Source organism: Duganella sp. Root336D2 (assembly GCF_001425005.1).
In the GTDB taxonomy this organism is placed as follows: domain Bacteria; phylum Pseudomonadota; class Gammaproteobacteria; order Burkholderiales; family Burkholderiaceae_D; genus Rugamonas.
In genome coordinates, this window is sequence record NZ_LMDB01000022.1 from 240,506 (window position 1) to 255,759 (window position 15,254).

The window sequence follows — 15,254 nt, forward strand, 5'->3', positions numbered from 1 at the left end:
GCTAGGAGACCTGCGAGGACAAGATGTCAGAACCGATCCGCTTTTACTACCACGGCGCCGTACATGAAGTACGCGACGCTGCCCCGACGCAGACTGTGCTGCAGCACCTGCGCGAAGACTTGCACTGCACCGGCACCAAGGAAGGCTGCGCCGAGGGCGACTGCGGCGCCTGCACCGTGGTGCTGGGCAGCATGGTCGACGGCAAGCTGGAACTGAAAGCGGTCAATTCCTGCATCCAGCTGACCCCGACGCTGGACGGCAAGGCCCTGTTTACCGTGGAAGACCTGCAACAGGCCGACGGCGCGCTGCATCCGGTGCAGCAGGCACTGGTCGAATGCCACGGCTCGCAATGCGGCTTCTGTACGCCGGGTTTCGCCATGTCGCTGTGGGGCCTGTACCTGAAAAAAGAAGGCCAATGCGCCTCGCGCAAGGAAGTCGACGACTGCCTGTCGGGCAACCTGTGCCGCTGCACCGGCTACCGCCCGATCATCGACGCTGCCCAGCGCATGGCCGAACTGCCGAAAGTCGAATTCGATGCGGCCCGCGTGGCCGAACAGCTCGAGGCGCTGAAACGCGACTCGCTGGCCGTCTACAGCGCGCATGGCCAGACCTTCCTGGCCCCGCGCACCCTTGATGAACTGATCCAGCTGCGCTCAGCCAATCCTGGCGCGGTGCTGCTGGCCGGGTCCACCGACGTTGGCCTGTGGGTCACCAAGCAGATGCGCGACCTTGGCGACATCATCTACCTGGGACACGTGGATGCGCTGAAGATGCTGCGCGTGGGCGATGGCGCCATCGAAATCGGCGCCGGGGTGTCGTTGGAAGATGCCTACAACGCGTTGTGCAAATACTACCCGGATCAATTGGGCGAAATGCGCCAGCGTTTCGCCTCGCTGCCGATCCGCAATGCCGGTACGCTGGGCGGCAACGTCGCCAACGGCTCGCCGATCGGCGATTCCATGCCATGGATGATTGCGCTCGGTGCGCAAGTCGTGCTGTGCGGTGCAGCCGGCGAGCGAGTGCTGGCGCTGGAAGATTTCTATCTCGATTACATGAAGAAGGACTTGCAGCCGGGCGAATTCGTGCAGGCTGTGCGCGTGCCGCTGCCGCGCGAGGACGTGCGCTTCCGCACTTACAAGCTGGCCAAGCGCTTCGACCAGGATATTTCCGCCGTCTGCGCCGCCTTTGCGTTCCGCATGGACGGCGATGCGATCGCGCAAGCGCGCATTGCCTTTGGCGGCATGGCGGCGACGCCGAAACGCGCAGCACAGGCGGAAGCGGCGCTGAAGGGGCGCGCCTGGAGCGAGACTGCGCTGGCCGACGCCATGGCCGCCCTGGCGCGCGACTATGCGCCGTTGAGCGACATGCGCGCCAGTAGCGAATACCGGATGAAGACGGCGCAGAACCTGCTGCGCCGCTTCTGGCTTGAGACGCGCAACGATGCACCGCTGGCGGCCGACGCGGTCAACGCCTTTGCCGTCAGCGCGTAAGGAGGCAAAATGAACCATCCCGTCACGCCTGAACTGAAGGCCGCCACCTGGACCGGCGTCGGCATTCCGCGCGCGCATGAATCGGCCGAGCTGCATGTGCTGGGCCAGGCAACCTATACCGACGATATCCTGGAAGTGCAGGGCACCCTGCACGCGGCGCTCGGCCTGTCGTCCAAAGCCCATGCCCGCATTACTTCGCTGGACCTGGATGCGGTGCGCGCCGCGCCCGGCGTGGTTGCGGTGTATACGGTCGCCGACATCCCGGGCACCAATGACTGCGGCCCGATCATCCACGACGACCCGATCCTGGCCGACGGCCTGGTGCAGTACGTAGGCCAGCCGATTTTCATCGTGGTCGCTGATTCGCACACCAATGCGCGGCGTGCCGCCAAGCGCGGCGTAGTTGGCTACCAAGAGTTGCCGGCGATCCTGACGCCGCAACAGGCCAAGGCTGCTGCTTCGTATGTGCTGCCGCCAATGAAGCTGCTGCGCGGCGACGCGCAGGCGGCGTTCGAGAAAGCGCCGCACACGGTCAAGGGCCAGCTCTACGTCGGCGGCCAGGAACAGTTTTACCTGGAAGGCCAGATCGCCTACGCCATCCCGAAAGAGGGCAAGGCCATGCTGGTGCAATGCTCGACCCAGCACCCAAGCGAAATGCAGCACGTGGTGGCGCATGCGCTGGGCCTGCATTCGCACCATGTGACGGTGGAATGCCGCCGCATGGGCGGCGGCTTCGGCGGCAAGGAGTCGCAATCGGCATTGTGGGCCGCTGCCGCGGCCATTGCTGCAAAGCGCACCGGCAAGCCGGTCAAGCTGCGCGCCGACCGCGATGACGACATGCTGGTGACCGGCAAGCGCCACTGCTTCTATTACGAGTACGAAGTCGGCTACGACGACGCGGGCCGCATCGTGGCGGCCAAGGTCGACATGACTTCGCGCGCCGGCTATTCGGCCGACCTGTCGGGCCCCGTTGCAACGCGCGCGGTCTGCCACTTCGACAATACCTATTACCTGTCGGACGTGGAAATCCATGCCGCCTGCGGCAAGACCAATACCCAGTCGAACACCGCCTTCCGCGGTTTCGGCGGCCCGCAGGGCGCTATCGCAATCGAATACGTGATCGACGAGATCGCGCGCAACCTGGGCCAGGATCCGCTGGATATCCGCCGCCTGAATTTCTACGGCAAGACCGAGCGCAATGAGACGCCGTACGGGCAAGTGATCGTCGATAACGTGATCCACGAGCTGGTGGCGGAGCTTGAGCAAAGCAGCGAATACCGCGCGCGCCGCGCCGCGGCTGCCGCCTACAACGCGGCCAGCCCGGTGCTGAAGCGCGGCCTGGCGCTGACCCCGGTCAAGTTCGGTATCGCCTTCAATGTGACCCATCTCAACCAGGCCGGCGCGCTGGTGCATGTCTATGTCGATGGTTCGGTGCTGGTCAACCATGGCGGTACCGAGATGGGGCAGGGCATCAACACCAAGGTGCTGCAGGTGGTCGCGCATGAGCTGGGCCTGGACCTGGAGCGCGTGCGCATCACGGCAACCGATACCAGCAAGGTGGCAAATACTTCGGCCACGGCGGCTTCCACCGGCGCGGACCTGAACGGCAAGGCGGCACAGGATGCGGCGTGCCAGATCCGCGAGCGGCTGGCGGCATTTGCTGCGAAAACGCTGGGCGGCGAGACGGCTGATGTGCGCTTCTTTGCCAACGAAATCCACGTCAATGGCCAGAGCGTACCGTTCGAAGCGCTGGTGCAGAAGGCCTACCTGGCGCGCGTGCAGCTCTGGTCCGACGGGTTCTACGCGACGCCCAACCTGCACTGGGACCCGAAGACCATGAACGGCCATCCGTTCTCTTACTACGCTTATGGCGCCGCAGTGGCGGAAGTGGTGGTCGATACCCTGACCGGGGAATGGAAGCTGCTGCGCGCCGACGCGCTGTACGATGCCGGGCAGTCGCTGAACCCGGCCATCGATATCGGCCAGGTCGAGGGCGCCTTCATCCAGGGCATGGGCTGGCTGACCACCGAGCAGCTGTGGTGGAATGGCGCCGGCAAGCTGATGACGCATGCACCGTCCACTTACAAGATTCCCGGCATTTCGGATTGCCCGGAAGATTTCCGCGTCAAGCTGTTCCAGAACCGTAACGTGGAGGATTCGATCCATCGCTCGAAAGCTGTGGGTGAGCCGCCGCTGCTGCTGCCGTTCTCGGTATTCTTTGCCATCCGCGATGCGATTTCCGCAGTCGGCGGGCATCGCGTCAATCCTCCGCTGAACGCGCCGGCGACCAGCGAAGAAATCCTGCGCGCCATCGCGGCAGTTGAAGCCGCAGTTGCAGCGGCAGGCTGACATGGCTGACTGGTTGACGCCAGCCGGGGAAGCGGCGGTTCTCGTCACGGTCGCGCGCGCCGAAGGTTCGGTGCCGCGCGAGGCGGGGACGCATATGCTGGTCACCGCCAGCGGCCGGTTCGACACGATCGGCGGCGGCCACCTGGAGCACAAGGCTTTCGACATTGCCCGCGAAATGATTGCCGCCCAGCGCGCCGGCCGCCCGGTGACGCCGCACCTTGAACGCTTCCCGCTGGGCCCAAGCCTGGGCCAATGCTGCGGCGGCGTTGTCTGGTTGCTGTTCGAAGCGGTAAGCGGTGGACTGGAAGAGGTCCTGGCGCAGCTGGATCTGCGGCGCCGGGAGGATAGCTGCCGCATCACCGCCATCGACGGCCAAGCGGAATGCAGGCTCGTGGCCGAGGAGCATAAGGAAACCCACATCCGTACCGACGCCGACGGCCGCCGCTGGCTGGTCGACCCGGTCAAAGCACCGCGTGCCCACCTCGTCCTGTTTGGCGCGGGCCACGTCGGCGCCGCCATCGTGCGCGCCCTTGCCGAGCTGCCGTGTACCGTTACCTGGGTCGACGAGCGCGACGCCATGTTCCCGCCTGAAGTGCCGGGCAACGTCACCATCGAGGCCACCGACACGCCGGAAGCCTGCATCGACGAGGCGCCCGACAACGCCAGCTACCTGGTCCTGACCCACAGCCACGCGCTGGACCTGCAACTGACCGAGGCCATCCTGCGCCGACCCAAGGTTGGCTGGTTCGGCCTGATCGGCTCCAAAACCAAGCGCGCCCAGTTTACCTCCCGCCTCGAGGTCAAGGGGCTGGGCACGCAAAACATGGTATGCCCGATCGGCCTACCGGGTATCATCGACAAGGCCCCAGCGGTGATTGCCGCTTCGGTTGCCGCCCAATTACTGATGGTCTGGGAATCCCAGGCGAAAGACTAAGCAATGAGCAAAACCACCAGCGTGCAGGCCTACCGAGCAGGCTTGCTGCATTTTCACGCCGATCCGGCCTTCATCGAACGCGCCCATGCCTGGCACGAAGACGGCCTGCTGATCGTGGCAGACGGCAAGGTGCAAGCTGCCGGCGATTACGCCACGCTGGCGCCGACCCTGCCGCCGGGCACGGAGGTCAAGGACTATCGCGGCAAGATCATCATGCCCGGCTTTATCGACTCCCATGTGCATTACCCGCAGACCGATATGATCGCCTCGCCGGCGCCCGGCCTGCTGCCATGGCTGGAGCAATACACTTTCCCGACCGAGCGCCAGTTCGCCGACCCGGCGCATGGCGCCCAGGTGGCCGAGTTTTTCCTCGATGAACTGCTGCGCAATGGCACCACCACGGCCATGGTCTACGGCACCGTGCATCCGCAATCGGTGGACGCCTTCTTCGCCGCCAGTGAAAAGCGCGACCTGCGCATGATCGCCGGTAAAGTCATGATGGACCGCCATTGCCCCGACTTCCTGTGCGATACCGCCGAAAGCGGCGCGGAGGAGACCGAAGCCCTGATCCAGCGCTGGCATAAGAAGGGGCGTTCTCTGTATGCCATTACTCCGCGCTTCGCCCCGACTTCAACCGAAGCGCAACTGCAGCTGGCCGGCGAGCTGGCGCAGAAGTACCCGGACACCTTCCTGCAAACCCACGTCTCGGAAAACAAGGAGGAATGCGCCTGGGTCAAGACACTGTTCCCGCAGGCGCGCAGCTACCTGGACGTGTACGACCGCTACGGCATGATGCGTCCGCGCGCCGTCTACGGCCATTGCATCTGGCTGGACGAAACCGACCGCGCCCGCATGGCGGAAACCAAGGCCGCCGCCGCCGTGTGCCCGACCTCCAACCTGTTCCTCGGCTCCGGCCTGTTCGACTTCGAGCAAGCCGACAAGGCGGGCATGCTGCTGTCGCTGGCGACCGACGTCGGCGCAGGCACCTCGTTCAGCATGTTGCAAACGATGAATGAAGCCTATAAAGTAGCGCGCTTGAAGGGCAGCTACCTGCCTGCCATGCGCATGTTCTACCTGGCGACGCTGGGCGCCGCGCGCAGCCTGCACCTGGACGACACGATCGGCAGCTTTGCCGCCGGCCGCGAAGCGGACTTTATCGTGATCGACCCGCAGGCCACGCCGCTGCTGGCACGCCGCAGCGCCAATACCGACAGCCTGGAAGAACAGCTGTTCGCACTGGCGCTGCTGGGGGATGACCGTGCCATCGCGGCCACGTATTCGGCGGGGAGGCTGGTCCACGAAGCACACTAACAAGGGAACGCCCATGCATAAGAACCTGACTAGCGCGGTGATCGCCGCCGCAATTGCTGCCGCCGTTGCTGTTCCGTCTGCCAGCGCAGCCTCGAACGCCGAGATCACTGCCCGCCACTTCGCCGCACTGGTCTCTGGCCCGGCGCCGAAGACTGCGGAATTGGCCATGTTCTTTAACAATATGCCGAAGGGGGCCGACCTGCACCACCATTACTCGGGCTCCATCTACGCCGAGCAATACCTGGAATGGGTCGACAAGCTGGGCTACTGCGTCGACAAGACCAGCTGGAGCGTGCAGACCGACAAGGCTGCCGACCGCAAGAATTGCGCAACTGTCGCCCAACTCGAGCAAGACCCCGTCGCCTACCGCGAGCTGCTGCACAAGTGGTCTACCCTGGACTTCTACAACCACAGCGAAAACCAGCTGGCGCCCGACCTGGCCTTTTTCACCACCTTCCCGCGTTTCAACGACGTTGCCTCGACCAATGGCAATGATGGCCAGAAGCGCCTGAAACAGCGTGCGATCGCGGAAAATGTCAGCTATATCGAAACCGTATTCGAAATCGCCCCGATCACCTTCGACGCTGAATTCGACGGCAAGCTGACCGATGAAGCAGCTTTTGCAGCCTACCTGGCCAAACTGGAAGCCAGCCCGGCTTTCGCCAAGGGCATCGCCGACTACAGCGCCTATGTCGACAGCAGCAGCGCCGGCATCGACGACGACAACTTCACCATGCGCTACCAGCCTTTCGTGCTGCGCTTCCTGTCGCCATCGATCGTGTTCTCGCAAATGGCGGCGGGCTTCAAGATCGCCAGCCAGAACCCGAAAGTGGTGTCGGTCAATATCGTCGGCGCCGAGCATTATCCGGTGTCGATGCGCGACTACCGCCTGCACATGCGCATGTACAAATTCCTGAGCGCTAAATACCCGAACGTGAAGCTGTCGCTGCACGCCGGCGAGCTGGCCCTGGGCCAGGTGCCGCCGGAAGGCTTGAAGTTCCACATCGCTGAAGCGATCGATGTCGCCGGCGCCAAGCGCATTGGCCACGGCATGGACATCGCCCACGAAAGCCAGCCGCAAGCCATCCTGAAAAAGATGCGCGAAAAGAATGTGGCGGTGGAAGTGAACCTGACTTCCAACGAGTTCATTCTGGGCGTGAAAGGGGAGGCGCATCCGGTCAATATTTACCGCAAATACGGTGTGCCGTTTATCCTCTCGAGCGATGATACCGGCGTTAGCCGCAACACCCTGTCGAACGAGTATGTCTTGTTCGCGAGCCGCTACAAAACCAGCTATGCCGAGGTGAAAAGGCTTTCATATGACAGCATCCGCTATGCCTTCCTGGCTGAGGCGGATAAGCAACGCCTGACGAAGCAGCTCGATACCCGGTTCGCCAAGTTCGAGGCAGATATCGCGGAGTTGGGCGCTAAATCCCGCCAGTAATTGCAAAAAAACGACAATCCGCTGCGGCGGATTGTTGTCCTCCCATTATGCAATGTAGCGCATTTGCTACAGTTTGACCTGCCTGAAGCAGCCAATTGCTTCATTCCGAAAATTAGAAAATTTCATTCGGAGCCGGCTCACATATAATGCCGCCTTACTAAATAAGAGCGCACAGCTTCCCTTATTGTCTATTTATTTCGGCAACGAATAAATCGCTTAGGGAAAACATATTTGTCGCCTCAGTCGCACCCATGCAATAGTGGTTCCTTGTCATGCTAGCGTCATGCTCGGCAACTAATATACACACGCTTTTCAGTTTCACAACACACTAGGGGAAATCCAATGCAATCGAAACAATTGCGCATGAGCCTGATCGCCGTCGCGGCGCAGATGGCTAGCATCGCTGCCGGTTCGGCTTACGCCCAATCCGCGTCGGACGTTGCGCCGCAAGTTACCACCACCAAGGGCGAGAGCACCGTGGTCATCACCGGCAAGAAGCTGGGTATGGGCCTGATGGTGACCGAAGACGCACCGAAAGCGCGTTCGACGATTACCTTGGAAGAGCTGGAAAAGCAGCGCCCAACCGGTAACGCCTACGAGGCATTGGAAATGCTGCCAGCAGTGAACAGCTACAACCATGACGCAACCGGCCTGTTCGGCGGCGGCATGACCCTGCGCGGCTTCAACTCCGACCAGATCGGCGCCACCATCAACGGCGTGCCGGTCAACGACTCCGGCAACTTCGCGATCTACCCGCAAGAATACGTGGACCAGGAAAACACCTGCTCCCAGTTCGTGACCCAGGGTTCGACCGACGTGGACTCCCCACAAGTGGGCGCCACCGGCGGCAACTTCGGCATCACCACCTGCCAGCCTGAAAAAATGCAGCGCGTGCGCGTCATGCAAACCCTCGGCCAGCTGAACCTGAAAAAGACCTTCGTGCGCTACGATACCGGCGAGATCGGCAAGTTCAAGGCCTTCATCTCGGCTTCGCACGCAGAAGCGGACAAGTGGAAGGGCAAGGGCGGTGCGGAGCGTAACCACATCGACCTCGGCATGAACTACGACTGGGATCGCTTCAACTACATCCACGGTACGGTGCTGTTCAACAAGGCTGTCAACAACAACATCAACAACATCACCCTGGCTGAAATGAATGCCAACGGTTACTACTTCGATTACGCTGATACCTTCAAGGGCCACCTGACCCCGGTGAAGGGCACTGTGCAGAACGAAACCACCCAGTCGCCGGCTTACTACGGCCTGGGCATCAATCCGTTCAAGAACGTGATCGCTTCGGCAGTCAGCAAGATGCGCGTGACCGACAACCTGGACCTGGCCTTCACCCCATACCTGTGGTACGGCTTCGGCAACGGCGGCGTGCAGCAGCGCGCCCAGTCGGAAAAGGGCTTCTACAACCCGACTACCGGCAACCGTAACGGCACTGTGGACCTGAACGGCGACGGCGACACCCTGGATACCGTGCTGGTAGCTAACGCCAGCGTGACCAAGACCTTCCGTCCTGGCTTCAACTTCGCAGCGATCTACAATATCGCCAACCACGAGATCAAGGCAGGTGTCTGGTATGAGCGTGCACGCCACGAGCAGACCGGCCCAATGCTGGCGCTGACCAATGCCGGCGAGCGTGCCGACGTCTGGCTGGAAGACGGCCAGATCCTGCGTCCTGATGGCCATCCGGCAAACAGCCGCGACTGGATCTCGATCTCGACCGCTTACCAGGCCTTCCTGCAAGACACCGTCAGCCTGGCTGACGACGCCGTGCAGATCAACGTTGGCGTTCGTGCGCCGCACGTCAAGCGCGAATTCAGCAACTGGGGCGACGAGGGCAACAACGTCAAGCCATACAGCTACACCCGCAAGTACAGCGAAGTACTGCCGCAGTTCGGCGCGCGCTGGCGCTTCACTCCTGACGACCAGGTCTTCGCCTCGGCCGCCAAGAACATGAAGACCCCACCGAACTTCGTGTTCGGCAACATCGGCACCAGCGTGACTGTGGACGCGAACCTGGTTGCTGCCATGTTCCGCAACGTTGAGCCGGAAACCTCGTGGAGCGGCGACATCGGCTACCGCCACCAGGACAAGAAGTTCATCGCGACCGTGACTGCGTTCTACACCGACTTCAAGAACAAGCAGGCAACCAGCTTTGACCCTGATACCAAGAAGAACACCTACGTCAACGTCGGCGCCGAGAAGCACAGCGGTCTGGAAGTTGAAATTGGTAACACCCCGGTCAACGGCTGGTCGTTCTACGGTTCCCTGGGCCTGCTGAAGACCGAACTGAAGGACAACATCCCTGGCAGCGCCGCCATCACCCTGCCAACCGCAGGCAAGGAAGCGCCTAACTCGCCACGCCGCAAGGCAGGCGTGTCGGTGGAATACCAGGTTGGTTCGTTCTACGTTCGTGCCAAGGCGCGTGCAACCAGCCGCCAGTACGCTTCCTTCATGAACGATGAAGTGGCTCCTGGCTACACCACCTTCAGCCTGGACGGTGGCTACACCTTCGCCAACATTGGTTACCTGAAGCGTCCTAAGTTCACCTGGAACGTCAGCAACCTGAACAACAAGCAGTATCGCAACCCGTCGTCCACCACCGTGGTCAACTCGCTGCCATACCAGGGCCTGGCCGCTTCCGGCGCCACCCGCTACTACCTGGGCGCTCCGCGTATGATTTCGGGCACCCTGTCGGTCGACTTCTAAATGCTGTCGTGCTGAGATGAAGACGGGCCTTCGGGCCCGTTTTTTTTTGAACGTAACATATCGTTTCCCGGCGCGCGCCGCGCCTTGCGCCGCCTGTACAATCTTCGTTTTACCCTTTGAACATATGAAGCCATTCCTGCGCCCTATTGCATTAGCCGCCTTGCTGGCCGGCTGCGCCGCACAGCGTCCCGACAACCAGGTCGAGCTGACGCTGGTCGGGCTGAATGACCTGCACGGCCACCTGGAATCATCGCGCTTTGAAAACACCAAGGCAGGCGGCGTCGACGCGCTGGCAGCCACGCTGCAAGCCTGGCGCAAGGATGACCCGGACCTGGTGGTGGTCGGCGCAGGCGACATGATCGGCGCCAGCCCGGCCATGTCGGCGATGTTCGCCGACGAGCCGACCATCCAGGCCCTGAACCTGCTCGGCATGCGCGCCACGTCGGTCGGCAACCATGAATTCGACGCCGGACGCGTAGAGCTGTTGCGCCAGGCCAAGGGCGGCTGCACCAATTCGCCGCGCCCGGAGAAAGCCTGTAAATACAATCCTTCCTGGGATGGCGCCAAGTTCAGCTACCTGGCCGCAAACGTGATCGACACGCGCACCAACCAGACCTTGCTGCCGGCCTACCGCATCGACGAAGTCAAGGGCGTGAAGATCGCCTTCATCGGCACGGTGCTGAAAGACACGCCGGAACTGGTGGCGGCGGGCGGCATCAGCGGCCTGGAGTTCATCGACGAAGCGCAAGCGGTCAACCGGCTGCTGCCGGAACTGCGCGCGCAAGGCGCGACCGTATTCGTGGTGCTGATCCACCAGGGCGGCCATACCAAGGCGCGCTACGACCAGCAGTACTGCAGCGACCTCGATGGCGACATCGCCGATGTGGTCAAGCGCCTCGATCCCGCCGTGCGCCTGGTGGTCAGCGGCCATTCGCACAACGGCTACCTGTGCCGCGTGGACGGCAAGCTGGTGACGCAGGCCGAAAAGTTCGGCCATATGCTGTCGCGCATTTCGCTGGTGGTGGACCGCCAGACCGGCGCCGTGGTTGACGCCAGCGCGCGCAATATCGTGGTGGAGCCGGGCAAATACGCCGGCATGCCTGAAGTCGATGCGCTGGTGGCTTCGGTGCGCGCGCGCAGCAGCGCAGAGCTGGACAAGCCGGTGGCGAAGATTGCCGCGCCTTCGATCAGCAAGCACATCATGCCGAACGCCGATGAATCGCCGCTGGGCCAGGTGGTCGCGGATGCGATCCTTGCTTCCGCCCGTAAATGGGGCGCGCAGATCGCGTTCACCAATACCGGCGGCATCCGCACCGCGCTGGACGCCGGCGCGAACAATGTGGTGAGTGTCGCGCAAACCCAGGTCGTGCTGCCATTCGGCAACGAGATCGTGGTGATGAACCTGACCGGCGCGCAGATCTTCGCGCTGCTGGAAGGGCAGTGGAGCGGCAGTGAAGCCGACAAGCGCGGCCTGCTGCAAGTGTCGGAAGGCTTCAGCTATTCCTGGGACGCGCGCAAGCCGAAGGGCCAGCGCATCGTGCGCGACAGCGTCAAGTTGAATGGCGTGATGATCGACGAAGGCGCCAGCTATCGCGTGGCCGTGTATAACTTCCTGGCCGAAGGCAATGACGGCTTTGTGACTTTCCGCCAGGGCAGCAACCAGGCGGCGACCGGCGTGCGCGATGTCGATTCGCTGCGCAGCTACCTGGTGCGCCAGGAGCAGGACAATAAGCCGGCCGGCACCAACGCCGCCGTTCCGCGCATTATCCGTATCAAATAAAGAAAGGGAGCCCATGCGCCGCTATCTTCTCGCAGCTGCACTGGCAGCAAGCTTCTCCAGCGCCCACGCGGCTTTCCAGATTCCGGGTTTTGAACTGGTGCAGACTGCGCCGGTTGAAACCACGCTGAAAAGCGACGACCTGCGCGGCCCGCTTGAAGTCTGGACCGAGTTGTTCGACAACGCCAAGTCCGAAATCTGCATCGGCCAGTTCTACATCGCCAGCGTGCCCGGCGCGCCGTTCGAGAAAGTGATCGAACGCCTGGAAGCGGCCGGCAAGCGCGGCGTGAAGATCCGCTTCCTGGTAGACAAGAAGGGTGTATCGGGATTGTCCGACAAGGCCACCGTGGATCGCCTGCGCGCCATTCCAAATCTCGACATGCGTGTGCTGGATGTGGGCCAGCTCACCGGCAACGGCATCATTCACGCCAAATACCTGACGGTCGATCATAAGGTTGCCTTCATCGGCAGCCAGAATTTCGACTGGCGCGCATTCACGCACATCCATGAAACAGGCCTGCGCATCAGCGACGCCAAGATCGCCGGCCAAGTGCAAGCCATCTTTGAACAGGATTGGGCTGCGCAAGCGGCGCTGGCCGCAGGCAAGACTGTCGCGCCGTTACAAGGCAAGGCCGCTGTCCTTGCCAACTCCGCGCCGGTGGCCTTGCCCACAGAGGCCAATTTCCTGATCGCCAGCCCGGGTGGATTTAACCCGGCTGGCGTGCCCGATTCCGAAATCGTGCTGCCAACTTTGCTGGCCGATGCAAAACAGGAGATCCGCGTCTCGATGCTGGACTACGCGCCCCTGAGTTATGGCCCGAACGGCACCCGTCCGTTCTATGCCGTGGTCGACAACGCGCTGCGTGCCGCAGCCACGCGTGGGGTCAAGGTCAAGCTGCTGGTGTCGAACTGGAACCTCGAAAAGCCGGCCATCCAGCACCTGAAATCGCTGGCCATCCTGCCGAACGTGGAAGTACGCATTGTGACAATTCCAAAGGCGTCCACAGGCTTCATCCCGTTTGCACGGGTGTGGCATAGCAAGACCCTGGTCATCGACGGCAAGCTGGCATGGGTTGGCACCAGCAACTGGGCCGGCGGCTACTTTGACTTGTCGCGCAATATGGAAGTAGTGATGCGCAACGAAGCCATGGCCAGGCGGGTGTATGCCTTGCAGGAGCAAGCCTGGAGTTCGCAATATGCGGAGCCGCTGGAGATCAACAAGGACTACCCGAAACCGAACAAAGGTAAAGACGAATGAAAAAACTAGCACTGATCGCCGCGCTGTCCGGCGCCTTCCTGTCCACCAACGCCATGGCCTGGGGTAATGCCGGCCACCGCATCGTGGGTGCCATTGCCGATAACCTGATTAAAGGCTCCAACGCCGAGAAGCAGGTAAAGGCCTTGCTGCAGCCGGGCGAAGACCTGGAAAAGATCGCCAACTGGGCTGACTGCGTGAAAGGCACTTTCTGCGGCCCGCAGACGCAGGAAATGAACGACTATGTAGCGGCGCACCCGAAGCACAGCGAATACCATTACACCGACGTGCCGTTTCAGCTCACCGAGTATCACCTGCACGGTGCCGGTACGTCCGAGCATGACGTGGTGCAGGTGCTGCAGCAATGCATCGCCACCTTGCAGGACAAGGGCGACGGCAAATTCACCAAGCGCCAGGCGCTGCTGATGCTGACCCACCTGGCAGGCGATATCCACCAGCCGCTGCACGTCGGCGCAGCCTTCGTCGACAAGGAAGGCAAGTTCGTGGTGCCGAAGTCCGACAAGGAAATCGACTCGCTGAATATCTTCGATTCGCGCGGCGGCAATAACCTGCAGATGGATGAAGCGGCACTGGCCGCAGCCAGCGCCAAGAGCGGCATCCCCGCCGGCGACGAAGCGCCATCCAAGTATCCGACCAAGCCTTTCCACTCCTACTGGGATACCACGGTGGTCGATTACGCCATGCGCCGCAGCAGCATGCGCACGGTGGACAAGTTCAGCCAGTGGGCCATTGACGGCAAGCCGGCCGTGACGCTGCCGAAAGGCGACGCCATTACCTGGCCGGAGCAATGGGCGAATAATTCGCTGGTGGCGGCCAAGCAGGCTTACGCCGATGTCAAAGTGGGTGTGGCAAGCAAGCAGGCCAGCCGTAACGGTGATACCTACACCGTGTGGGCGATGACTGTGCCGGACAGCTACCCTGTGCCATCGTCCGCGCTGGCGCGCGAGCAGTTGATCAAGGGCGGCTACAACCTGGCCGGCCTGCTGCAGAAGATCTGGCCTTAAATGCGCGGGACTTAGGGCCGATACCACAATTCGCTGCGCTGGAGCGGAGTCTCCGGCGGCAGCATGGGATTACGCAGCTCGATGACGTGCCTTTTCCTGATCTCGGCCCGCTCGATCAGCGGGCCTTTGTGTTTGTGAAACAGTGCTGCGAGCGAGCCGTCTTTTATCATCATCTCCATGCCTGCCTTGATGCGTTCGGCAAGCCTGTCGCCTTCTGCATTACGGCGTACGAAGAAGTAGCGCGGCAGGGGATAGCGCAGCATCAACGTAGGCTCGATCACGATGTCCGTGTGCGATTTGCGGATCACGTCGTACTCGCGCGGTGCTTCATCCAGCGCGCGCGGGAAAAAGTCGAAGCGGCCCGCCTCCAGCATGCCAAACAGGCTGCCGGGCCGTGGCGATTCCACCACGCTGATGCCTGCGGCCGACAACACAGATGTATCCACCCAGCCCTTGCCCTGGCCTGCACTCATATGCCGCAGGTCATCCAGCGTGCGTACGCTGGCGAAGCGCGGCAGGTCGGCTTTGCGCACCAGCAGCAAACGCATGCCCATCAGGCCGCGGTCGATCGGGATGCGTATCGGTTGGAACTGGTGTTCCAGGTCGCGCTGGGTGGCACGGGCAATGATGTTGATGACGCCATCGGAGCGGTCCAGCTCTTGCAGCATGCGCGGAATCGATACCGGCTCCGGCGATGCCGACAGCGTGAACGGGCCAAACTTGGCGGACGTTCTTTCCATGACGGCCTGCAGCACGATCCAGTCGAAACCTTTGCTGGTGTCGAGGATCGAGAAATAGCGCGGGAAGACCAGGTGGGTGACTGGGCCGTCGTGCGCGTGCGCAGTCAAGCCCAGGCAGCAAATTGCTGACGGCAATAATCTCTGCAAAATCCAGGCGCGCCGGTTCATGGAGGACTCCTTGCTCCTTGCAATATAAACCGGACACCCTCCG

The 15,254-nt window shown here is 62.1% G+C and carries 10 protein-coding genes; 9 read left to right on the top strand and 1 reads right to left on the bottom strand.

Annotation, left to right across the window (positions count from 1 at the left end):
- Positions 1–23 precede the first annotated feature (23 nt).
- The 9 genes from xdhA (at position 24) to ASD07_RS16960 (ending at position 14,303) form a co-directional block, all read left to right on the top strand.
- Positions 24–1,490, top strand: coding sequence for a xanthine dehydrogenase small subunit (xdhA, locus tag ASD07_RS16920; protein WP_055932807.1), 1,467 nt, complete (start codon positions 24–26; stop codon positions 1,488–1,490).
- 9 nt (positions 1,491–1,499) lie between these two features.
- On the top strand, positions 1,500–3,839 hold the full coding sequence (gene xdhB / locus ASD07_RS16925; RefSeq protein ID WP_055932810.1) for a xanthine dehydrogenase molybdopterin binding subunit: 2,340 nt from the start codon (positions 1,500–1,502) through the stop codon (positions 3,837–3,839).
- Position 3,840: 1 nt separating this feature from the next.
- The gene (xdhC, locus tag ASD07_RS16930) at positions 3,841–4,773 is read left to right on the top strand and encodes a xanthine dehydrogenase accessory protein XdhC (RefSeq protein WP_055932813.1); all 933 of its coding nucleotides are present in this window, start codon (positions 3,841–3,843) and stop codon (positions 4,771–4,773) included.
- Positions 4,774–4,776: 3 nt separating this feature from the next.
- A complete protein-coding gene (gene guaD / locus ASD07_RS16935) occupies positions 4,777–6,084 on the top strand; it encodes a guanine deaminase (RefSeq protein WP_055932816.1) in 1,308 nt (435 codons plus the stop codon).
- A gap of 13 nt (positions 6,085–6,097) precedes the next feature.
- Positions 6,098–7,528 (top strand): adenosine deaminase, encoded by a 1,431-nt coding sequence (locus ASD07_RS16940; RefSeq protein ID WP_055932818.1) that lies wholly within the window; start codon positions 6,098–6,100, stop codon positions 7,526–7,528.
- Positions 7,529–7,870: 342 nt separating this feature from the next.
- Entirely contained in the window at positions 7,871–10,246 is a 2,376-nt protein-coding gene (locus tag ASD07_RS16945) for a TonB-dependent receptor (protein WP_055932821.1), read from the top strand.
- A gap of 124 nt (positions 10,247–10,370) precedes the next feature.
- Positions 10,371–12,026, top strand: a complete 1,656-nt coding sequence (locus ASD07_RS16950) for a bifunctional UDP-sugar hydrolase/5'-nucleotidase (RefSeq protein WP_055932824.1) — start codon at positions 10,371–10,373, stop codon at positions 12,024–12,026.
- A gap of 13 nt (positions 12,027–12,039) precedes the next feature.
- Complete coding sequence (locus ASD07_RS16955) at positions 12,040–13,281, top strand: phospholipase D-like domain-containing protein (protein WP_055932827.1); 1,242 nt, start codon at positions 12,040–12,042, stop codon at positions 13,279–13,281.
- Entirely contained in the window at positions 13,278–14,303 is a 1,026-nt protein-coding gene (locus ASD07_RS16960; protein ID WP_055932829.1) for a S1/P1 nuclease, read from the top strand. The genes ASD07_RS16955 and ASD07_RS16960 overlap by 4 nt, the downstream gene beginning before the upstream one ends.
- A gap of 11 nt (positions 14,304–14,314) precedes the next feature.
- Here the strand turns inward: ASD07_RS16960 and ASD07_RS16965 are convergent, their stop codons facing one another.
- Positions 14,315–15,151, bottom strand: coding sequence for an ABC transporter substrate-binding protein (locus ASD07_RS16965; RefSeq protein WP_229207181.1), 837 nt, complete (start codon positions 15,149–15,151; stop codon positions 14,315–14,317).
- Between the last annotated feature and the right edge of the window lie 103 nt (positions 15,152–15,254).